A 23,173-nucleotide genomic window follows, 5' to 3' on the forward strand; every position below is an offset into this window, starting at 1 on the left:
ACAGCACCCATTGGCATGATCTGAATAAGCCCCGCAAATTTCTCATAAGGGTGATCATAACGCTTATCAAATCTTCTCTCTTTATGACGTGAGATCCATAACATTGCAAACGCTCCAAGATTTGTGAACATAAAGAGTGCATAGTATAGGAATATAGCTGTATTACCCTCTGTTGTATCTAGCGCTAATGCAGCCATAATGAAACCTGCATGAGAGATAGATGAATATGCAAGCATACGTTTCACATCATTTTGTACCAATGCCATAATATTTGCAAGTGTCATCGTAAGTATCGCTAAAAGGAGGATCGTCCATCTCACCCACTCAATACCTAGGTCAATATACATACCGAAGATTCTAATACTTACTACAAATGCAGCCACTTTTGGAACCACTGACATATAACCCGCAAGAGCTGCTGATGCACCTTCATATACATCCGGTGCCCATGTATGGAACGGGAAGAGTGAGATCTTAAATGCAAATGATACCAATAGAAGTACTGATGAACCAAAGATCGCTATCATCAATTCTGTTTCATGTAAACGTGAAGAAAGTACTTCAGCTACTTTATAAAGCTCCACGGAACCTGTCAATGCATAAACTACTGCTGAACCCATTGCAAAGAATGCTGCAGCAAGTGCACCCATAGTAAAGTACTTCACTGCTGCCTCATATGAGTTAGATCTGTTGTGCAGTGCGATCAGTGTATAGAGCGACAATGATGCTGTCTCAAGTCCTACAAAAATGAGGATCAAGTTATCAGATGCTACCATGAACTGGAAACCTGAGATCATGAACAAGAAAAGTGCAAAGAATTCAGGATATGAATACTCATGGAATCTTTTCGAGGTCAAGGCCAAAGGTATAAAGATCATTGAACCAGCAATGATCAGTAATTGAGAAATGATCGAGATACCATCTATCAGTATTACATCAAAGAAACCACGTTCATTTACATTCAATCCTAGAACCGTACCAAAATCAATGAACAGTACCAGAATAGTCAGCATGACATAAAGTGATTTATGTAAAGTTCTATTTAAAAGATCAATGATCAAAATAATCAAACCACCTACTATTGCAACAAGCATAGGTGCAAGTGTAATAAGGTTTAGACTCTCTAAACTCACATTAATAGGCTCTAACATTACTTCACCTCCTTACTTGATTTTGCAACTATTATCATATCTTTTGCCTCTTGCGTGATCGCTTTTTCATCCATAAAGCTTAACAATGCTTTTACAGAGTTATCTATTGTCTCAAGTACCGGTTTAGTATATACACCTAACCAAATTACAATCGCAACCAATGGAATAAGTGACCATGTTTCTCTGCTATTTAGATCTTTGAGTTTTTTGTTCTCTTCATTATTCAATGGACCAAAGAAAGTACGCTTCATGACTCTTAGCATATAGACTGCACCTAAGATAATAGATGTACCAGCCAAAATAGTCATTATTGGAGATACTTGATAGAAACCAAGGAGCACAAGGAATTCACCAACAAAACCGATGGTAAGTGGTAATCCGACCGATGCCATCAACATGATCCCGAAAATAACAGCAAATTTAGGCATCACAGATGCGATACCTCCAAATTCAGACATAAGTTTTGTATGTCTTCTCTCATAGATCATACCAACCAACATAAACAGTGCACCCGAAACGATACCGTGAGACAACATTTGGAATACTGAACCTGAAAGACCTTCTGCATTCATTGCAAAAAGACCAAGCATGATAATACCCATATGTGATACTGAAGAGTAAGCGATCACTTGTTTCACATCTTTTTGGGCGTATGCGATCATTGCTGTATAGATAATCATAATAAGTGATAACACTGCAATTGGTGTAATCGATAAGACTGATGCATCTGGGAACATTGGAAGTGAAAATCTTACAAATCCGTATGTACCCATTTTAAGAAGTACTGCTGCAAGAATGACCGAACCGATAGTTGGTGCTTGACCATGCGCATATGGAATCCATGTATGGAACGGGAACATTGGTACTTTAATGGCAAAACCAATAAAGAACGCTGCAAACAACCATAATTGATAATTAACAGGTAATACCAATGCATACCAATCAGTAATTGCAAAGCTCCATACACCAGTAAGGTTATGGTAAATGTATGCAACAAATAACATACCAACAAGCATAATAAGTGATCCTGTAAATGTATACAAGAAGAACTTAATAGATGCATAAATTCTAAGTGGACCACCCCATGCACCAACGATATAAAGCATTGGTACAAGTGAAAGTTCCCAGAATACATAAAAGAGAATAGCATCAAGTGCAACAAATACACCTACCATTGTCATCTCTAGGAAAAGAAGTGTCACAATCATATTTTTAATATTTTTTGTTTCACCCATACTTGCCATACCAATAAGTGTCATCAATGTTGTCATGAGAATAATGAACAATGATATACCATCAACACCAAGGTAATATGAGATTCCCATATCAGGGATCAGGGGAATCATCTCTACAAACTGCATACCTGCGTTTGACGTATCAAAACTAAACCATAACCATATAGAAAGTAAGAATTCAATTGTAGCTACAGTAATACCATAGGCTCTTGCACTCTCTTTATCTACTACAAATCCTAGCAATCCTGCAACTGCCGGGAAGAAGACCAATATACTTAAAATATTTTCCATTTTTACCCCTTAACCTATCATCGCTGAAATTGCAGCAATAACCAATAACAGTACCGCACCTACAGCCATCCAGTTTAGATAGTTTGAAAGGTTACCTGTTTGCATATTTCTTGTTTTATCACCAGTACCATAAAGGAACTTCGCAATATTGTCTACCGTTGCATCTACTATTTTTAGATCTACCTGTGTCCAGAACTTCTCAGAGATCATCATATATGGTTTAGTGATGAATTCTTCATAGAATTTTGGTACATAATATTGATTGATAAGTAATTTATAGAAGAAACCATTTTCAACTTTTTCACTTCTTTTCCAAGCATTTTCACCTGTTCTAGCATATTTATAGTATGCATAAGCAATACCAGATACTGCAAAAAAGATAACAAGGAGACCTAAATAGATCGCAATGTGATGTGTGTGATCAGACATTTCATACTGAACAGTCTCACCTATCTGATAGATAAATGCTTTGTATTGTCCCATAAACCAACCTGTGATAATCGCAAGTACTGCAAGAGGAGACATCGCTACAAGTACAAATTTGTACATTTCATGTGGATGGAATCCTAATGCTGTGTGACGGTCTTCACCATGGAATGACAAGAATACCTGTCTAAATGAATAGAATGCTGTCATACCGGCAGTGATGACCAACATACCCCATAAGATATATGTATGTTCATTAAATGCAGTCTCAATGATCGCATCTTTTGACCAGAACCCTGCAAGTGGCGGTAGCCCGGCAAGTGCAATTGAAGCAATGGTCATATAGATCCATGTACCTCTCATCTTCTTTCTTAAGTCACCCATCTTAAAGAGGTCAAGTTCATCATGCATAGCGTGCATTACGTTACCCCCTCCAAGGAAGAGAAGTGCTTTAAAGAATGCATGCGCTGCAAGGTGGAAAAGTGCGATCCAGTAAGCACCAAGACCTGCTGCTGCAAACATATACCCTAACTGTGAAAGTGTAGAGTATGCAATAATTCTTTTTAGATCACGTTCAACCAATGCCATTGATGCCGCGTAGAATGCAACAAATGTACCAAGACAGGCAATGAAGAAACTTACGCCCGCAACCTCATCCATACTATAGAGTGGATTAGATCTAATGACCAGGAATACCCCTGCTGTTACCATCGTTGCCGCGTGGATCAATGCAGAAACCGGTGTAGGACCTTCCATTGCATCTGTTAGCCATGTGTGAAGCGGGAACTGAGCTGATTTACCCATTGCACCTATAAAGAGTGCGATAGCCGCTGTTACTAAAACAGTTTCACCAAGATAAGGGAGTTGAGCAAATACTTCATCATACTGAAGAGAACCTGTATTCCAGTAAAGAATAAAGATACCGACCAACATACCAAGGTCAGCGATACGGTTCATAATAAATGCTTCATTCGCTGCCCATGATGGAGAAATTGAAGGGTTTTCTTCTCTTGTCTGATCTGGCTTATGGTACCAAAATCCAACAAGTAACCATGAACAAACACCAACACCTTCCCAACCTATAAATAGACCAGCAAAGTTATCTGACATTACAAGTATCATCATAGAGAATACAAAAGCTGAAAGATACGAGAAGAATCTGTTAAAACTCTTATCATGATCCATATAACCGATCGCATAAATATGTACTACGGTAGAAACCAAAGTAACTACCACCATCATGGTTACAGAGATCTGATCAATAACAAAACCAAATGGGATATTAAGATCTCCGGCATTGATCCAATCCATCATTGTCACATGTACAACTGTACCTGTTGTGTAAAGGTTGTATGCCAATATTGCTGAAGCAACAAAAGAAAGACCAATAAGTGATGAACCAACAATACCAACAAATATCTTTCTTTCAGTCATTCCAAATAAAGCTGCAAAGAGAGACCCTGCAAATGGTGCAAAAAGTGCTATATATACTAAATTTTCCATTATTATCCTCTCATACTTGCTAGGTCGTCAAGATCAAGACTTCCATGTTTTTTATACAATACGATCAAAATACCAAGCCCAACTGCCACTTCACTCGCTGCAATAGCAATGATAAAGAACGCAAACATTTGACCTGTTAAATCATTATAATAATGTGAAATAGCTGCAAATGCAATATTTACTGCATTAAGCATTACCTCTGTTGCGAAGAAAAGCATTAAAAGGTTTCTTCTTCTAAGTACACCGACCAATCCAATTGAGAATATAATCGCTGATACGATCAGGTAGTGAGAAAGACCTATCATTTTTCATCCTTTACTATCATAATTTCATCATCTGCATCCATATCTTCAGTGAGACTTTGATCCATTTTCTTACCTGCTAGTATGATCCCTGCGATCATCGCTACAAGTAACATTAATGCTGCTACTTCAAATGGTACAAGGTACTTTGTAAAGAGTACCATACCGACATCTTGTGCATTTCCTACACCTTCATTCATCGGGTAAAGTGCTTGTATATTCTCAGAAAAGATCGGTGCAGAAAACATAAGTACAAGTACCAATGCTGACAATCCACCAAGTAAAAACACCAAACCATTGTTTGTATTTTTCTCTTTAATATCTCTTGTGGCATCAAAGAACATCATTGCAAATGAGTAGAGTGCTATCACCGCCCCTACATATACGATCAATTGTACTACACCAAGAAACTCTGCTCCTAAAAGGAAGAAGAACCCAGAGATAAGTACCATCGCTGATGCCAATGATGTCATTGCATAGAGTACATTCTTACTCATGACTGTGATTGAAAATAGTCCTATTGTTAAAGCCGAAAATAGGTAAAAGGCTACTAGTTCATACATTTATACTTCCCCCTAATACGCTAGTGGCGTTTTTTTAATGTTTTCATCAGCATTTGGAGATACCGCACCAAATCCATCATACTCTTGCTGTAAGTTGAGTTTGTCGATTGGTGTTAGCATATCTTCAAAGAGTGAGAACCCTGCTCTCTGCTCCGATGCATTTTCATATCTTGGACCATGTACAATAGCAAGTTCCGGACATACTTCCGCACAGTAACCACAGAAAATACAACGACCGAAGTTAATCGTATATTCACTTACTTCTTTACGTTGTTCTTCATCATATCTTGTATCCATAGAGATACAGTTAGAGATACAGATCTTCTCACAAAGTCCACATCCAATACATCTATAGTTACCCGACTCAAGGAGTCTAAGCATGTCATGGATCGCTCTATATCTAGGAGAGATAGGCATCTTTTCAAATGGATATTTTACAGTATGCATATCATTTGCGAACAATGCTTTAAGCATTGCTTTCATAACTACACCAAGACCTACAAAAAGCTCACCGTTAAATGTTCTTTTAACAACCTGCTTAAACTTTTCACCATTTGTTTTCGGACTTGTACCTACGTCAAGTTTGACATAGCTCTGCGTCCCTACATTTCTATTTTTAAATTGTTCTAAACTCATACCTACTCCCTTAAAGCATCACGTAAATTGCTGTTACAAGAATGTTAATCATCGCTATTGGCATTAAGACTTTCCAACAGAGCCACATCAACTGATCCGGTCTCACATGTGGCCATGCCGCTCTTACCCATAACATAAGGAAGAAAAAGAATCCAACCTTCAAAATGATTGTTAACCATCCAATACTGCTTTCTGCATCATACCCACCCATAAATACAACTGCTGCTATAATAGAAACTGTAATCATGTTTGCATATTCACCAATAAAGAACATACCCCATCTCATACCTGAGTATTCCGTTGCAAATCCTGAGACAATCTCTGCTTCATGCTCAAGAAGGTCAAACGGTGTTCTGTTTGTCTCTGCAAATCCTGCGATGAGGAATAGTACAAATGCAACTGGTTGATAGAACATCAACCAAACACCTTCTTCAGCTTGAAAGTTATTAAAATCAACAAATGACATAGAACCAACAATCATTATCGGTGCGATAAGAGAAAATCCAGTGATGACCTCAAATGATAGGAACTGTATAGCTGTTCTTGCTGAACCAATGATACCCCATTTATTCGCCTGAGACATACCAGCAAGCAGTGGACCGTAAATACCAGCTGCCATCATACCAAGTACGAATAATACGCCGATATTGATATCTGATGCAATAGAAGGTACAAATGTACCTCCAAGTAAAGGGATAAATTCAGGCACAGTAAAGTCTGGGAAAACAGGTACTGCAGACAATGCGATAAATGCAGTTGCCGCTGTAATAGTAGGTGCGATCATAAAGATGAGCTTATTGGCATTTTGTGGAACGATATCTTCTTTAGTGAAGAGTTTAATTCCATCTGCTGCTATCTGAAGTAAACCATAGGGTCCTACGTGCATAGGTCCAAGACGTCTTTGCATAAATGCAAGTACCTTTCTTTCTATAAATGTACCAAAACCTGCAACCGCTGAAATCACCGCCAAAATAATGATGGCTTTAATGATAACACCTAAAGCAGTGACTTCTGGTAAGTTTTCTACGAGTGTTGTTTCCATATTACACCTTTCTCAATGTTACTTTTTGATATCTAGACTCTCCAAAAAGGCCATATACATCTTTTGCAGATTTAAAATCTGGTACTTTTACAATATCGCCTTGGATCTTTTCATCCGCAACTACATCTAAAGTAATCGTTCCGTTTTCAAATACTACTTCTGCTTTTTCGCCTAGACTCTCTGCTTTTGCTGGACTTGCATAAAGTGCAAATGCTTCAAATATCTCGTGAGACTTATCTGTAAAGTCGTTAAATTGTCTAGCAGGGTTACATCTATATGCGATCTCACCATCAAGTACTGTACTTTCGTCAAATTTCTCAACTGTTGGTAATTCTACCTCTTGGACTGTCACATCAAGTCTATATCCACGATTATCTATACCATTGTTTGTAAATGCATTTGGTAAAGCATCAAACTCTACTGCTTGGAAACCTTTTGCTACTGGAAGCATCTGTGTCCAATCAATCGTCTCTTCTGGAGCACCTACAAGTGCTTTCATGATATCGTTAAGCTCATATCCCTCATACTCTAAAGCAGCATTGGTTGGAAGTACCCTTTTTGCTATTGATGTCAATGTACCTTCTTGCTGGTTCATTGCAGGCATATCTAAGTCACCATCACCCAATCCAGAGAGTCTAAAGTCACCGTTTTCGTTATACCCTACTGTGTATCCAGAACATTCATCATCAAGCTCACAGATCAATGCAACACCCAGTGCATTTGACTTTGGTGGTGTCATCACAATATCAATGTTACACGTTGCTTCGACAAGCGCTACCAGTTTAGCCAGGTTTTCTGCTTTTTCATGGAAGTAAAGGTCTTCACCGACCATCATTGAGAAAGCCTCTTTTTTCTTCATCATTTTTTCAAATGCATCATCAAATTTCTCAGAGTCTCCACCGAGTAAGTTCACCAAACCGTTAATAGTAACCGTGATCTCTTTTTCTACAGTCTCTTTTACTTTTTTAGATACTTCTTCCTCTTCTCCTGTCTCTTCATTGACAACCATCTCTTTGACCGTCTTCATCACTTGTTCTTTAACCGTTCTGGTCTCAGTACTTTTGAAGCTTTCAATATACTCTTTTACATCCGAAGGAAGTTTCTCTTTATCTGCAAATAGATCTAAAACAAGATAGAGCGCTGCTTCTTCAAGACCTGCTTTGTGAATAAATGACTCAACTGTCTTACCAAATGTAGGGATCAGTGTATCTCCTACCGGGTGGAAGTAAAGTCCTGCACCTTTATTCAGTTTTTGAACATTGTTGAATGCATACTTCATTGCAGGAGAATCATTTCTAAGTGCTGCCCCTACTGAAATAACAAAATCACTCTTTTTCATGATCGCATCTGTATCTGTTGAGTATAAAGATGAACCAGATGCTGCTGTATAGTGACCTAAGAATTTTTGAAATGCTCTTACCTCTGGGTTATAGAGTTTAAGTCCCATTTTTTCTTTCAGGGTTTGAAGCATCATCGCTTCTTCATTCGTGATCATTGCATTAAAACGAACTGTATCTGCTTTTTTAAAGGCTTCAAGTGCTGCATTGAATGCTGCTTCATCTTTAACTACATTTCTGTTTTCAAAGTCATAGGCAAAACGCGCTGAACCGTCTAATGATACAAAGTTCCATTCATTCGTTATACGATAGATCTTTTCAGATCTGTCAGCAATCGATGTTGGTTTTACTTCGTAATAAATTTGTGCACCATCACTTGAGTGTGCTGCAACAGCAGGTATTCTTCTTAAATCCCAAGCATTTGACTGGTAGACGAAGTCACGACTTACCAATGCACCAACAGGACATACTGCAAGACATTCACCACAATCTGAACAATTTGTGAATGCTGTACCATTACTCGGAGCAATCACAGACTTCTGAAGTTTGTTCCACATAGAGTATGCATCTTTTGGCATGGTGTCTTTATAGCCTTTGTCAAGCTCTGCACCACCTCTTTTAACTGTGGTGATCGCTGCATCACCTATCATGTCTTTACAGACAGTGGTACAACGTTCACATACGATACAAAGGCCTGGATCATAGTGCAATACTGAAGACCAATTTGTTGTCTCTCTTTTAGTATCTGGAATCATGTACGATTGTGAATCTACGCCTAGTTCAAGTGTATAATTCTGTAACTCACACTCTCCACTCTTATCACATACACCACACTGAAGTGGGTGATTCACATCATAGACTTCCATAATAGCTCTACGCTCTTCAAGAATATTTGGTGTCTCAGTAGTGACTTCCATACCCTCTTTCACTTTGGCGTTACATGCATATACCTGCTTACCATCTGCCTCTACCAAGCAAATACGACATGCCAGTGTCGGCGAACATCTTGTAAGGTAACATATTGCGGGGATAAACACCTCGTTAGCACGTGCAGCATTGAGGATATATTCACCTTCTTTTGCTTTGTACTCGACGCCATCAATTGAAATTGAGACCATATTATCTACTGTTTGTACTTCACTCATCGTTGTTTCCTATTTTTTGATTATTTATTTTTTCAAAAGCTAGTCTGCTAAATCTGTAAGAGGATAGCAAATCTGCACTTAATTTTATGTCAAAAACAGGATTTAAAGCAATGACTCCTTTCATATGTGTATCAATCTTAAACACACGTTTGAATTTATCTCCCCCAACTTCAAATGAAATCAACTCCCCATCTTGCAATTTTGTAGCCATTGCAAACTGATTAGAACCAAATAATTCACTCGAAATCTGCTTCTCTTCTACTGTCGGTTTTTCAACTTTGTAAGTATAAATAAGTGCACCATCATACACAGGCAAATCATCTATTTCATCCAGTGCAAACTCTTTTTTTCTCTCTTGTGGTGCCAGTTTATAGATACAATGCTTCTTTAGCCCATCACCAAGTATTTTAAAGCCTTGATCTTTTGGCAATTGATTGCTATAGTCCATAAGATTCTGCCCATGTAATCCTAAAGCATTGGCAATGCTATTTAAGCCATTTATATCCGAAGGTTGCTTGTCATGCTTCATATATACACACTTATCTCCATTGACATAAGTACCTTCTTTGCAACTATTATAGACAATACTTTGACCTTGAACCACATCGTCAAGGTCACAGATCAATGCAACTCCCAGGGCATTTTGTGCAGGAGGCACACACACAACATTCACACCTGCATATCTTTCTAACAACGCTATTAACTTTGCTATCTGTCCTGCTTTTGGATGAGTATATAGATCACTGCCTATGATCAACGATACTGTCGTTTTTTCATCTATCGTTTCATACATAGATTCAAGTTCTTCTTCGCCTACATTACTCTCTGCACTGAGGTAACCTATATCAAACTCTTCTAACATATCTTTTATATTTTTGGGAAGCGCTTTCTCTCCCAATAAGGTATATGCCAATAATGCTGCTACACCCTCTTCACTTCCTACTTCATATTTTATAAATTGTGTTATACGGCTTTGAAGTGTTGCATCTTCTATAGGATGCATATAGACAAATTTTGGCTTTTTTTCGTCCAGTATTTTACGAATTGATGTTACAGCCCCTGCACTTTCATCCTGAAACCATACGCCAAAAGATATCACTATATCTGAGCTTGCCAAGGTATCTAAATCACCTTTATAGATGTGATATCCGCTACTTCTGCCATACATTTTTAAAAAATCCTGATAACCCTTTGTTTCAGGACATATCAACCGCTTGTTCTTTTTTTCTTTCAGTAATTGTAAAATCTGTGCTTCTTCATTTGTAATATCAGCTGAAAAAACTATACTATCAACACCTTCAAAATTCTCTTTTTGATTCTCATTATTCTGCCCCATATCATCTCTTCCTTGTACTGATTCTTACCATTATATATAACCTTAGACAATACTGTATATTATATCCCCTATAAAATGCATTTGATGATTGTATTAGAAAAGTAATTAAAAAACAAAGTTTTGTGTTAAAATGTATCACTTACTATTCACATAGATAGTTTTCGTACCCTTATCCTCCTTATAAGCGGTTTTTATGTTACCTAAATTCACAACAAATCGATACTTATGAAAGTCATAACTTGATATAGATGCTTTTGGAATGATCCATGCTATAATCTCAAAATTCGATTTATAAAAGGAAAAACATGATTCATGAAGACGGAAAAATTGTAGATATCGCAATTGTTGGAGCAGGACCTGGCGGTATGGCATCTGCTATTGAGGCAAAACTGGCAGGCATTGAAAATATTCTTGTTATTGACAAAGCACCTCATCACAATGATATGATTCACAAATTTTACAAAAAAGGTAAAAGAGTAGATAAAGACTGGATGGGAATCGAGTTCAACTTTACTGGAAATGTAAGATTTGACGAGTGTTCTAAAGAAGAGTATATCGATCAAATGGATAAAAAACTAGAAAATGCTGGTGTACTTGACACATTTGAATATAACCACGAGATCGTAAGAGTTGAAAAAGGTGAAGATGGTCTTTTCTCAATCGTTTTCGCAACAGATGGTATTTCTGAATCTGTTGAAAGTGTGAAAGCTAGAAATGTAATCCTTTCTGTCGGTAGAATGGGTAAACCAAACAAGCCAAGATATAAATTCCCTAGAGAGCTCAAAGAAGTTCTAAACTTCAACCTTTCTAAAGTGCAAAATGGTGAGCACGTAATGGTAGTCGGTGGTGGTGACACTGCTGGTGAGTACGCATACGGTTTGATTGAACTGGAAGGAATGGAAGATTGTGTTGTTACACTCAACTACCGTAAACCTGATATTACTCGTATGAATCCGATCAATACTGAATCATGTACGAAATATCTTGATAATGGCAAAATGATCAATAAGATGGGTGTTGATGTAGAGAGTGTTGAACCAGGTACAGAAAGAGCGATCAAAGTAAACTTTACTGACGGTTCAACTGGTGAATATGACAGAGCTGTTTATGCACTTGGTGGAACAACGCCAAAAGATATCCTTGTGAACTCTGGTGTTAAAACCGGTGAGTGGGATGTTCCTGTATACAACGAAGCTACATTTGAAACAAATGTTGAAGGTCTTTATACTATCGGTGACGTTGTAACTGATCAAGGTAGTATTGCACTTGCATTCAACCATGCAAGTGATGCTGTAAAAAATATCGCTAAAAACTTAAAATAATTCTTCATTACCATGCTCTTTTTGAGCATGGTATGCTTTACCACATTCTTAACAAAAAAAATATAAATACTAGATAATTAAATATGGGCATTTGCAGACACAAGTATACTACTTGGTCCACAGAAGAAAGATAGGAAGCTTTTACGCTTCTTCTGAAGCTGATTCTTCAGCCTCTTGCTTAGAAGCTGCTAGTGCCTCTTTACGTGCTTTGGCATCCTCATCACTTGCTTTTTTAACTACAACAGTCCAATCAACCTCATTGAACTTAAGTGAATTCATCAGTTCATGTCCTGTCTCTTTGATCACATCTGCAGATTTTTGAATAGAAGAGAAATCACCTACTTCAAACATGAAAATACCTACTTCATCTACTTTAAGTCCTTGATCGATAAGCTCAACCATTCTGTCATAAAAATCGTCTTTTAAGTGTCTTAAATCATATCTTTTCATGGGGTATCCTTATCTGTCAACTTCACCGAATACGATATTGGTTGTACCAATGATCGTAACGACGTCTGCTATATATGTCCCTACTAAGATCTCTTGAAGGAGTCCAGTATGGAAGAAACTCGGTGCTCTACACTTCAGTCTGTAAGCATATGGCTCACCCTCTGACTTGATATAGAATCCAAGTTCACCTTTTGGTGATTCAGTTGGTACGTAAACTTCACCTTTTGGTGGCCTCATACCTTGCGTCACCAGTACAAAATGCTGCATCAATGCATAGTTTTGTGTCATGATCTCTTCTTTTGGCGCTGAGATATACTGTGGTGCATGTGCCATCAATTGAGGCTCAGTCTCTGCATACATTGGAATGAGTTGTCTGATGATACGAGTTGACTGTTTCATCTCTTCCATGTAAAGTCTAAAACGACCATAAGAGTCACATCTTTCACTCACAGGAATATCAAAGTCAAGCTCCGAGTAAAGTTCATACGGCTCTTCTTTTCTAATGTCATACTGTACACCAGAACCTCTAAGCATAGGACCTGTACACCCCCAAGAGAGAGCATCTTCAGCAGAGATAACCCCTACATCCTCAAGACGCATTTTCCAGATACGGTTTTCATTTAGCAATGCCCCATAGGTATGCTCTACTTCATGATCCACTTTATCACAGAATGCAGCGGCATTTTCTAACCAACCTGCAGGCAGATCAAGGGGTACACCACCGATACGTACTGCAGAGTGAGTCAATCTTGCTCCACAATAATCTTCCATTAGATCCATGGCAAACTCACGTTCACGGAACGCATAAAGGAATACTGACATTGCACCGACATCCAAAGCATGTGTCGCAACAAAGAAGAGGTGTGAAATAACACGGTTCAGCTCAAGTAGCATTGTTCTAATAACCTGTGCACGTCTTGGTGCTTCTATACCAAGAAGTTTCTCTACCGACAAAGCATACGCATAATTGTTTGAAGTTGATGCAATATAGTCAAGTCTGTCTGTTGTAGGCAAAAACTCATTATATGTCATGTTCTCAGCCATTTTTTCGATACCTCTGTGAAGGTAACCGATATCCGGATAGGCTTTTACAACTTGCTCACCATCCAACTCAAGTACAAGTCTTAATTGACCATGCGCAGAGGGGTGTTGAGGACCAAAGTTTATAACCATGGTATTGTCATCACGCTCAAAATTGAGGTTTTCAAAAAATGGCGTTAATTTGTTAGATACTTGCATCGTCTCCCCTATCTTCTCTCGTCTAATTGTTTAGACGCTTTTTTGTTATAGTCAACCAAGAATGTTTCACTATATTCAACTGCTTGCTCTGTTTCACCTTCAGAGATATCTGCACCGAATGGTACTTCATATCCTATTCTTGCAAAACGTTTAGTATCGTGTCTATCCACCTTACCCGGGTCTCTGTTCTCTGGTCCGATGATATCTCTATACTCTTTACCAAAGATCTTATCTACTTCATACCATGAGGCAAATTCATCCCCATGTAAAGGATATGTTTTAAGTAAAGGATGTCCTTCCCAGTCATCAGGCATAATGATACGCTTAAGGAATGGATGGTTGTTTACTTTAATACCGAACATATCGAACATTTCACGTTCTGCAAAGTTTGCAGATCTGAAAAGAGGCTGGACACTCTCGATAGCTTCACCCTCTTTAATACGACATACCACTCTTACTCTTTTGGCTTCATTTACATTTAGAAGCTGATAAAAAAGTTCAAATTCTCCGTCTTTTGCCAAATAATCTACTGCAGATTGCTCAGAGCATTGTGTATAACCACACTTCTCTTTGAGCGTTTTAAGTACAGTAAAATTTTCTGTTGCATCGATATGCACAACCAACTGTCCGATCTCTACATATGACTCTTTAGCCAAATCTCCTAATGCAGTTACTACTGCTGCAAAGTGCTCATCTTCTACTTCACTTCTTGGTACACGCGGAGCAACCCAAAATCTATCAGTATAGTAAGCTTTCCCTTGAACGTTGTCTTTTGGTACATATTTTCTCATTAGATTAACCTCGCTCTTTTACCACTTTGTGTCGTTAAGTCTTGCTTTGTATTTTTCTTCATATCTGCAGACTCTCTACGAATTTTCTTTTGAAGCATCATCAGTGCATACTGAAGTGTTTCAGGACGTGGAGCACACCCAGGCAGATAGATATCTACAGGGATGATACGGTCAACACCTTGTACCGTCGCATATGTGTTGAACATACCTCCAGTGTTTGCACATGAACCCATAGAGATCACCCATTTTGGTTCTGTCATCTGATCATACAGTCTTCTAGCAAATTCAGAGTGCTTTTTCGAAAGTGTTCCTGCCAAGATCATCACGTCTGCTTGTCTTGGAGAAGCTCTAAAGATCGTTCCCATTCTATCGAAGTCGTAACGTGATGCTCCCGATGCCATCATTTCGATCGCACAGCATGCGAGTCCATACGTAAGTGGCCAGAGTGAGTTTGAACGTCCCCAGTTTACGAGTTTGTCTACCGAAGTCAATGCTATCGGTAAGCCAGCAGAACTGGCATAATTTACTTGATGTTGTGCCATTCAAGTGCTCCTTTTTTCCATGCATATACGAAACCAATCGTAAGTAATAAAATAAATAGTAACATCTCCACGAAACCAAACCAACCAAGCAGTTTAAAATCGATCGCCCAAGGGAACATAAAGATAATTTCTACATCAAACAAGATAAACAGAAGTGCGATCAAATAAAACTGTACTGAGATCGTGTTTGGCTGTTTTGTTACCTCTGGTCCACACTCATAGATAGTCAGTTTAAGCTTTTCAGTATCAAGCCGTGCAAGTTTTCTACTTACAAAACGTGCAGCCCATAGCGTTGCTGGAAACGCCACGGCTGTCAATGCGAATAAAACAAATACACCAAAATATGGATGTTCTGTAATTACATGAGTCATTTTAATCCCTTTATTTTCATAATTCTCTCTAAAAACAAGCAAAGCTCATTTTCAAGTTTCTCGCACTTACCTTCGCCTTTGGGCTCAAGTCTTCACTTATATATTCAGTGCAGAAAATCGTCAGAATATTACTTTTATACTAGCTAAAAGATAGTTAAAATATTTTGGGTACTTAGTTCTTTATGTGATTAGTTTTTAGGATGTAACTAGATGTAACTACTAAGATACAAAGAAAATGCCGATACAATATCAAATAAAATTATTATAACTATAAGGAATGATAAATTGGATTTTCTCAAAAAGTATACCAATGTACTCTATTGGATAGCGATGGCCGGTTTGGTTTTTTGGTTTGCCTACTCAAAAGGATGGATACTTGCAAACTTTGAATCCATTGATGCTAAACAAGCCATATATTTACTTGAAAATGATGATAATGTAACCTTGCTTGATGTAAGAACGATACAAGAGTATAAAAGTGGACACCTTAGGGACGCTACGCTTATTCCTGTACAGGCACTCAGTGAGAATCTGGGTATGCTCAAGCAGGATAAAAATAAAAAGATCATCGTCTACTGTAGAGTTGGGAACAGAAGTGTTTCAGCATCCCGTATTTTAGAAGAAAATGGCTTTACACCACTCAATGTCAAAGGCGGGATCATTCAGTTAATAGGTGCAAAAGCCGAACTGGTTAAATGATCTTTTTACTTAAACCTTAAAGCCCATACTCTTCACGCCTTCAAAACTGGAGCCAAGCTCCTTCTCTATCTCTTCAAGAAAGTCTTGATTTCCAAATACACTCTCTTCCCGTACAGCTACTTTATAAGCTGTATTTTTGATTATAAGATTGATCTGTCCCCCTGTGAGCTCGTGTTTAGCCAATTCGTCTATATCAAACCCCTCTTCATAATCTGCATTCTCAGGAAGCATGAACTGCCACAGTCTTAGACGTTGTTTCTTCCCTGGTTTTTTAAACTCGATCTTATAATTGAATCGTCTTGAAAAAGCTTTATCTATATTACCAAGTAAATTGGTTGTCGCTATAAGCACACCTTCAAAGTTCTCTATCTGTTCAAGAAAAATATTTTGCATTTGGTTATGCATTTTATCAGCAGAACTTCCTGTCCCTTCACTTCTTGCACTTAAGAACTGATCTGCTTCGTTCAATAGTAAGATGGGGTCTACTTTTGCCTTTTTACTTAACTCCTTAAAGTCATCAAATATCTTACGTACATTCTTTTCACTCTCCCCTACATACATAGATAGGATCTTGGAACAGTCAAATGAGAGTATGGGACGTTTGAGGGTTTTAGCCAAACTCATCGCAGTCATCGTTTTACCTGTCCCCGCAGCGCCATAAAAAATGATACGTGCATCAATACCTTTACGTTTGTCTTTGATCCCCCATTCTCTGAGTTTTTTAAATACCTCTTTGTCAACCTGCTTCACAACATTTTGCAAGGTCTCTCTTGTTTTAGGATGCAGTACTACATCATCCAAGGTCGTTGTAGGTTTTAAATACTCAAAAAGCTCCTGTTCTTGTACCAATGCATCCAACTTTAGCTTTGTTACCTTCTTACTTTTCTTAGGGTGTATAATGCGCTGCATGACCTCTTCTTGCAGATAAAAAGAACGGCTTACGCCACCAAACATATTAAGTATCTCCTCATAATCAATAATATCATCATTGATAAGCCTTGCTCCATCTTCAAGCAAAGCACGGTTTTTGATCTTTTCATACTCATCAAAGCTGATAAGTTCTATCAGGGTGTTCATATCTCTAAATAGCCCTTCTCCCCCACTATATTCTTCTTTTAATAAGGCTAAAAAGATACGTTTTTCTTTTTCATCAAGTTCTTTTTCTTTAAAGAACTCCTCCACAACGATGGGTGTTTCTGTCATTTTTACACGTTCTTCTATCCGCTTGGTAAGAAGTGTCAATTTATTTTTGAGACGTCCTATACTCAATGAGTTATCTGCAAAACCTTGTTTAAATGTAGATATTTTATGTAAAAGTGAGACCATGTCAAACTGGTCTTGAAGATATTCCAGATGATCAGTATAGGGTTTGACCTCAGGAAGAAATATCTCCAATGATCCCTCTTCAAGAAGACGCAGTAAGGAGATACTTGGTGTCACAGACGTACTTAAAAGTTCTAATTTGGATGTCTCATGCGCTTTGACCTGTCCAAAACTCACTTGTATCATCCAGCCTAGATCCAAAAGATTTTTAACCAATCCAAGTTTTTCCAAATACTTATATCCCTCTGAGGAAAAATTGTCTTGCAATATCTCCAACACAGAGACCTCTTCCAGCCCGGCCACATAACGTTTACACACATACTGTACCAAAGAGGCTTCTTCTTTGGTACATTTTAAATGCTCAAAAATAGATGTTTTGGTTACATCTTTTGTTTCAATAAAGTCAATAAGGTGTTTCAATAAGTGTTCCTAATAGTTGATAATAATTTGAGTATAACAAATATTTGCTATACTTTGAGTAATATATTAGCTAGTAAAAAAGGAAAATAGATGCCTGTAGTTTTCGCATATGCTACCATAGAAAGTGAATCTTGGCTTTATGGCCAATATATTCAATATGTGAGCGAAATAAAATAAGAAATGGGTCTATTTAATAATCTTTTTTATAAACCTCTTTCAGCACAACTCACTATCACTTCAAGCAATGGATTTCACCTTAGACCCGTTGCACAATTTTCCTCTTTAGCCAAATCTTTTTCCTGCCAAGTCACTGCTACTTTTGATGGCAAAACGGTCGACACTAAAAGTGTCAATACATTACTTTCACTCTCCTTAGAAAAAGGGGATACTTTTACACTCATTACCCAAGGGAAAAAAGCAGAGGAAGCACTTAAAGAACTTCATCTGCTTTTTGAAACACTGATGCATGACGATAAAGAGATCCAAAAGATAGAAAAAACCGATTATCACTATGAAGGTTCTGTGATTGAAGGTGAGATCATCTCTAAAGGCATTGCTATGGCTCCGACATTTACCTATCGTGCCGAAGAGAAACAGCATAAAAGTGAGATGGGATTTAAAGATGCGCTCTCTAAAAGTATAAAGGAGTTAGAAACACTTTATAGCGATAACAAAGAAGATGAAAATGCTGGTATCTACCTTGCACAAAAAGAACTTCTCTCTTCCCTAGGGGTCAACTGTCAAACCTTGGCAGAACTTGAAACACAAGTTGAAGAAGAATCCAAAAAAATTTTAGGCACACAATTTGACTCTAAAAGAAGTGATTATCTAGACATACTCCAACGTGTGAAAAAACATTTGGGATTAGAAATAAAAGTCATTTTCCCTGACACCCCTTTTATCCTCCTATGTACAGATCTGCTTCCTAGTGAGATCGAACATCTGCATCAGACAAAAGTTGCAGGGGTGATCCTAAAAGAGACTTCCATTAACTCTCATACTGCTATCTTGCTTCGTGCTGCCGGTATCTGTTCTCTTATTGCAGATACTGAACGTATCATCGAGAATGAGACTGCCATACTTGATACCCATGCTGGAGTGCTCGTTCAATCTCCAACTGCTGATGATCTACAAAAAGCAACGGAACGTTTGAAAAAAGACGATGCACAAAAATCACTCAATGCAAGTAAACGTTTTAAACCTGCAAGCACGCAAAAAGGCAAACAGATTAACGTCTTTGCCAATGTTGCAGATATACACAGTGCAAAAATTGCTAAAGAAGAAGGTGCTGAAGGTATAGGTCTTTTACGTTCTGAATTTTTATTTAAATCCGTAAAGCCTTCCCTGGAAGAACAACAAAAAGCATACAAAGAGATCTTTGACACTTTTGACGATATCACTGTAAGAACACTTGATGTAGGTGGAGACAAAGCCCTGCCTTATATACAAATACCTCAAGAAAGCAATCCTTTTTTAGGGATACGTGGCGTACGTCTATTCCATACGCATCCAGAACTCTTAGAAGAGCAATTGTATGCTATGTTCCTGGCGGCTGGTAACAAGCCAATAAAGATCATGTTCCCCATGGTAAGTAGTGTAGAAGAGTTTATTCAGACAAAATCCTTTGCCCAAAAAGTAGCTCAAAAATATCAACTTGATATTTCAAATCTTCTCTTTGGCATTATGATAGAAGTACCATCTGTACTCTTCTTGCTGGAATCATTTAATGATGTAGTAGATTTTTATTCTATAGGTACCAATGACCTTACTCAATACCTTTTTGCCATAGAGAGAACACATCCTTCACTTAAAACGAATGAACTCTCACCTGCAGTCTTTTCTGCCATTGAAAGTATCCTTCAGAAAACAACGAAACCTGTAAGTATCTGTGGTGAATTGGCTGCAAATAAAGCGGCTATAGCAAAACTTTTGCACTTGGGTATCGAAACTCTCAGCGTTTCACCTAAAAGCATTGCTCAAACAAAGGAAACAATACGATATGCTTAATTTATTACAAAGAATCGGTAAAGCACTGATGACACCTATTGCAGTGCTCCCTGTTGCGGCACTGCTACTTCGTCTAGGTTTTGGAGATATATTTGACGGTCAAATAGCCCTTATTATGAAGAGTGCTGGAGATGCTGTCTTCTCTCATCTTGATCTTCTTTTCGGTATAGGTATCGCCTATGGATTGGCTAAAAACAATGATGGTGCAGCAGCACTTTCAGGGGCGATTGGCGTGCTCATTGCCAAAGCCGTTTACTTAAGCATTGACAAAGATGTCAACATGGGTGTGTTTGTAGGTATCATCATCGGTGTACTCGCAGGTACACTCTATAATCGCTATCATGCCATTAAACTCCCTGAGTTTTTAGGCTTTTTTGGAGGAAAACGTTTTGTGCCTATTATTACAGCGGTCTCAGCCATAGGAGTTGGTGTCATTGCTGGATATTTTTGGCACTTTGCACAAAGCGGTATCGATGCATTTTCAAATGCCATTATTGGGTTAAATGAGATAGGTACATTCATCTATGGTACACTTAACCGACTGCTTATCCCCTTGGGACTGCACCATATACTTAACTCCGTGTTTTGGTTCCAACTAGGAGAATACACACATATGAAAGATGGTGTAGAAGTCGTTGCCAATGGCGATCTGCATCGTTTCTTTGCCGGTGATAAATCAGCAGGTATCTACATGTCAGGTTTTTATGTGGTGATGATGTTCGGTCTACCTGCAATGGCCTTTGCTATCTACTTAAATACACCAAAAAGCTCTCGTAAAAAAGTAGGTGCCATTTTAGCAGGTGTTGCATTTACCTCTTTTCTCACAGGTATTACAGAACCATTGGAATTTCTCTTTTTATTTGTAGCACCGCTGCTTTTTGTTTTGCATGCCATACTAACCGGACTAGCCCTTGCTATCGCTCAGATGTTGGATATTCATGCAGGTTTTGGCTTTTCAGCAGGTTTTATAGATTATATGATCAATTATAAACTTGCAACAAACCCTTTACTCATACTTCCATTAGGTGCAGTATTCGCTTTCATTTATTTTGTTGCCAGTTATTACACGATCAAACTCTTTAAACTCAAAATATTTGATGAGACCAATACTGACAAAGCCGTGAGTAAAAATGATGAAGCCCTGGCATTTATAGAAGCTTTGGGAGGCATGGAAAATATCACTCATACCGATGCATGCATCACAAGACTCCGTATGTCAGTCAATGACAGCAGTATCCTCTTAGACGAAACATTCATAGCTCTTGGTGCTAAAGGTGTGATTCGACCAGACAAAAAGTCTATTCAAATTGTTTTGGGAACAAGAGCTGAAGGTGTGGCAGAGTCTATCAAAGAGGCTTTAGACTAAACCTCCATCCTTTCCAGTGATATCCTTAAGAATATGATAGGCGTGATTGACCGCCTTGGCGATAGAACCACCACTCTTATAAATGATATCTCCTGCGACATAGAGTCCTTTGACACTTGTCTCATAGCTCTCGTTTGTTACAGGTAGATCGTGTTCATCCACTTCTATGCCTGAGTTTATGAAAAAATCTATCGGTGTCGTACCGCCAAGTGCGTAGATGACCCTGTCATAAACAGTATGATAGCCATTGGTATAATTAACCTTGACCCTTCCCTCTTCATTCTCTATAGATTCTATATCCGTACTGTATCTTACACGTAATTTCTCTTCTTGATCGTAGCGTTCTATCGTCTCTTTATTTATATCATTCACTCTGCTAAAGCTCTCTTTACGATAGGAGAGTGTCACATCATTTAGATTGCTCAGTTCAGATGCATACTCTACCGCTGAGTCACCGCCGCCTACGACCAGTATCTTCTCCTGACCATGGGCATTATAAGGGTTAAAGTTAACCACCTTTTTGATGGTTGGAGGGATCTTGTAGTCTGGTTTATTGGGTTTTCCCATCTTTCCTATAGCTACAATGACATTTTGGGCAAAATAAGTGCCTTGAGGGGTCAAAATAGAGAAGCCCCCTTCTTCCTCTTTGAGGACCCTATCCACTTCACACTCAAAAAGTGCATCGATCCCATCATGGTCAAGCAGTGATTCAAAGTGCTGCAGTGTACTCTCTTTGGTCCCATCGAAGAACTCAACATTCCCTTCAAACTCTATAGTCTGGCCCTGCCAGTTTCTGTCTACTCTTTTGGCATCTTTATAGTACTGTCTGATAGTTTGTGAGTGGTTCTCGCCCTTTTCGATAAGCAGTATCTTCTTCATGCCAAATAACGAAGCCTCTACAGCCGAAGCAATACCGCCAGGCCCACCACCAACGATAATAAGATCATATTGATTTTCCATACTGATACCCCCCTCTCTAGAAATGGTTTTTTCATTATAGCACAAGAGGGAAGTAAACAAGCAGAAGATTTTTAAGCGTTGATAACCGTTATGCTACTTGATTGTTCGCTAGTATTTTTAATAGAGTTATTTTTTCTCATCTTTTTTTTGATCTTTATCTTTCTTTGGCATCTTAAGTACAATAACGAATACAACCAGTACCAAACCATAGATAAGATAGTGTGATATTTCGTAGTGTTGTGGCATTAGTTAACCTCCATAATCATATCTTGGGTTTTTACGATACTTAATCGCTTTTCAATACTTTTTACATCACTTCCCTCGGAGATGATCACAGGCGTGATAATATCTTTGGCATGTTCACGGATATATGCCAGGTCAACACGAATGATGGGATCTCCCGCTTTGACCTCATCACCCTCATTTACAAGTCTTTCGAAACCTTTTCCTTCAAGGGCCACAGTCTCTAACCCAATGTGTACCATCACCTCTAAATCCTTTGGGCTCTTGATACTGTATGCATGGTTCGTAGAAAATATTTTTGTCACTGTACCCTCTATAGGTGCAGTAAACACATCTGACATAGGGATGAGTGCTACACCATCACCCACAAGTTTTTGAGAAAACACTTCGTCATCCACACTCTCAAGTGCGACCACCTGACCATCTGCAGGTGAGTATATCTCTCTTACTTTACGTTTTAAAAATCCAAACAT

Annotated in this window: 21 protein-coding genes; 4 read left to right on the top strand and 17 right to left on the bottom strand. The window is 38.3% G+C overall.

Annotation, left to right across the window (positions count from 1 at the left end; translation table 11 throughout):
* From nuoN to WBM70_RS06930, 9 genes are all read right to left on the bottom strand, one after another.
* Positions 1-1,151: NADH-quinone oxidoreductase subunit NuoN (gene nuoN / locus WBM70_RS06890; protein ID WP_424557765.1), on the bottom strand; the 1,151-nt coding region annotated here is incomplete at its 3' end.
* Positions 1,151-2,677, bottom strand: a complete 1,527-nt coding sequence (locus WBM70_RS06895) for an NADH-quinone oxidoreductase subunit M (protein ID WP_424557766.1) — start codon at positions 2,675-2,677, stop codon at positions 1,151-1,153. The genes nuoN and WBM70_RS06895, both read right to left, overlap by 1 nt.
* Positions 2,678-2,686: 9 nt before the next feature.
* On the bottom strand, positions 2,687-4,606 hold the full coding sequence (nuoL, locus tag WBM70_RS06900; protein ID WP_424557767.1) for an NADH-quinone oxidoreductase subunit L: 1,920 nt from the start codon (positions 4,604-4,606) through the stop codon (positions 2,687-2,689).
* Positions 4,607-4,608: 2 nt separating this feature from the next.
* On the bottom strand, positions 4,609-4,911 hold the full coding sequence (nuoK, locus tag WBM70_RS06905; RefSeq protein WP_309497275.1) for an NADH-quinone oxidoreductase subunit NuoK: 303 nt from the start codon (positions 4,909-4,911) through the stop codon (positions 4,609-4,611).
* Positions 4,908-5,471 (bottom strand): NADH-quinone oxidoreductase subunit J, encoded by a 564-nt coding sequence (locus WBM70_RS06910; RefSeq protein WP_424557768.1) that lies wholly within the window; start codon positions 5,469-5,471, stop codon positions 4,908-4,910. Before WBM70_RS06910 ends, nuoK begins: the two co-directional genes overlap by 4 nt.
* 12 nt (positions 5,472-5,483) lie before the next feature.
* Complete coding sequence (gene nuoI, locus WBM70_RS06915; protein ID WP_424557769.1) at positions 5,484-6,107, bottom strand: NADH-quinone oxidoreductase subunit NuoI; 624 nt, start codon at positions 6,105-6,107, stop codon at positions 5,484-5,486.
* 10 nt (positions 6,108-6,117) lie between these two features.
* Positions 6,118-7,149 (bottom strand): NADH-quinone oxidoreductase subunit NuoH, encoded by a 1,032-nt coding sequence (gene nuoH / locus WBM70_RS06920; RefSeq protein ID WP_424557770.1) that lies wholly within the window; start codon positions 7,147-7,149, stop codon positions 6,118-6,120.
* A 1-nt stretch (position 7,150) separates the two neighbouring features.
* Positions 7,151-9,631, bottom strand: coding sequence for an NADH-quinone oxidoreductase subunit G (locus tag WBM70_RS06925; RefSeq protein WP_424557771.1), 2,481 nt, complete (start codon positions 9,629-9,631; stop codon positions 7,151-7,153).
* On the bottom strand, positions 9,624-10,967 hold the full coding sequence (locus WBM70_RS06930; RefSeq protein ID WP_424557772.1) for a hypothetical protein: 1,344 nt from the start codon (positions 10,965-10,967) through the stop codon (positions 9,624-9,626). Before WBM70_RS06930 ends, WBM70_RS06925 begins: the two co-directional genes overlap by 8 nt.
* 305 nt (positions 10,968-11,272) lie before the next feature.
* Here WBM70_RS06930 and WBM70_RS06935 point away from each other — a divergent pair, with 305 nt between their 5' ends.
* On the top strand, positions 11,273-12,289 hold the full coding sequence (locus tag WBM70_RS06935; RefSeq protein ID WP_424557773.1) for an NAD(P)-binding domain-containing protein: 1,017 nt from the start codon (positions 11,273-11,275) through the stop codon (positions 12,287-12,289).
* 141 nt (positions 12,290-12,430) lie between these two features.
* Here WBM70_RS06935 and WBM70_RS06940 read toward each other — a convergent pair whose 3' ends face one another.
* From WBM70_RS06940 to WBM70_RS06960, 5 genes are read right to left on the bottom strand one after another with little or no spacing between them, the layout of a single operon-like run.
* Positions 12,431-12,739, bottom strand: coding sequence for an NADH-ubiquinone oxidoreductase subunit E family protein (locus WBM70_RS06940; protein WP_424557774.1), 309 nt, complete (start codon positions 12,737-12,739; stop codon positions 12,431-12,433).
* Positions 12,740-12,748: 9 nt separating this feature from the next.
* Positions 12,749-13,978, bottom strand: coding sequence for an NADH dehydrogenase (quinone) subunit D (gene nuoD / locus WBM70_RS06945; RefSeq protein ID WP_424557775.1), 1,230 nt, complete (start codon positions 13,976-13,978; stop codon positions 12,749-12,751).
* Between the two features lie 8 nt (positions 13,979-13,986).
* Positions 13,987-14,769: an NADH-quinone oxidoreductase subunit C gene (locus tag WBM70_RS06950; protein WP_424557776.1), complete on the bottom strand. Its 783-nt coding sequence runs from the start codon at positions 14,767-14,769 to the stop codon at positions 13,987-13,989.
* Positions 14,769-15,311, bottom strand: coding sequence for a NuoB/complex I 20 kDa subunit family protein (locus WBM70_RS06955; protein WP_424557777.1), 543 nt, complete (start codon positions 15,309-15,311; stop codon positions 14,769-14,771). The genes WBM70_RS06950 and WBM70_RS06955 overlap by 1 nt, the downstream gene beginning before the upstream one ends.
* Positions 15,293-15,682: an NAD(P)H-quinone oxidoreductase subunit 3 gene (locus tag WBM70_RS06960; protein WP_424557778.1), complete on the bottom strand. Its 390-nt coding sequence runs from the start codon at positions 15,680-15,682 to the stop codon at positions 15,293-15,295. Before WBM70_RS06960 ends, WBM70_RS06955 begins: the two co-directional genes overlap by 19 nt.
* Positions 15,683-15,967: 285 nt before the next feature.
* Between WBM70_RS06960 and WBM70_RS06965 the strand changes: the two genes are divergently transcribed.
* Complete coding sequence (locus WBM70_RS06965; RefSeq protein ID WP_424557779.1) at positions 15,968-16,381, top strand: rhodanese-like domain-containing protein; 414 nt, start codon at positions 15,968-15,970, stop codon at positions 16,379-16,381.
* A 9-nt stretch (positions 16,382-16,390) separates the two neighbouring features.
* Here the strand turns inward: WBM70_RS06965 and WBM70_RS06970 are convergent, their stop codons facing one another.
* A complete protein-coding gene (locus tag WBM70_RS06970) occupies positions 16,391-18,124 on the bottom strand; it encodes an ATP-binding protein (protein ID WP_424557780.1) in 1,734 nt (577 codons plus the stop codon).
* Between the two features lie 180 nt (positions 18,125-18,304).
* On the opposite strand from WBM70_RS06970, the gene WBM70_RS06975 reads away from it, so the two are divergent.
* On the top strand, positions 18,305-20,131 hold the full coding sequence (locus WBM70_RS06975; protein ID WP_424557781.1) for an HPr family phosphocarrier protein: 1,827 nt from the start codon (positions 18,305-18,307) through the stop codon (positions 20,129-20,131).
* Positions 20,124-21,497, top strand: coding sequence for a PTS transporter subunit EIIC (locus WBM70_RS06980; protein WP_424557782.1), 1,374 nt, complete (start codon positions 20,124-20,126; stop codon positions 21,495-21,497). The genes WBM70_RS06975 and WBM70_RS06980 overlap by 8 nt, the downstream gene beginning before the upstream one ends.
* On the opposite strand, the gene WBM70_RS06985 is transcribed toward WBM70_RS06980, so the two are convergent.
* Together WBM70_RS06985 and WBM70_RS06990 are read right to left on the bottom strand one after the other, a co-directional pair.
* Complete coding sequence (locus WBM70_RS06985) at positions 21,489-22,457, bottom strand: NAD(P)-binding domain-containing protein (RefSeq protein ID WP_424557783.1); 969 nt, start codon at positions 22,455-22,457, stop codon at positions 21,489-21,491. The two genes, WBM70_RS06980 and WBM70_RS06985, sit on opposite strands and share 9 nt — an antisense overlap.
* Positions 22,458-22,702: 245 nt before the next feature.
* Positions 22,703-23,173, bottom strand: coding sequence for a PTS sugar transporter subunit IIA (locus tag WBM70_RS06990; RefSeq protein ID WP_424557784.1), 471 nt, complete (start codon positions 23,171-23,173; stop codon positions 22,703-22,705).

Source organism: Sulfurovum sp. (genome assembly GCF_049668085.1).
Classification (GTDB): domain Bacteria; phylum Campylobacterota; class Campylobacteria; order Campylobacterales; family Sulfurovaceae; genus Sulfurovum.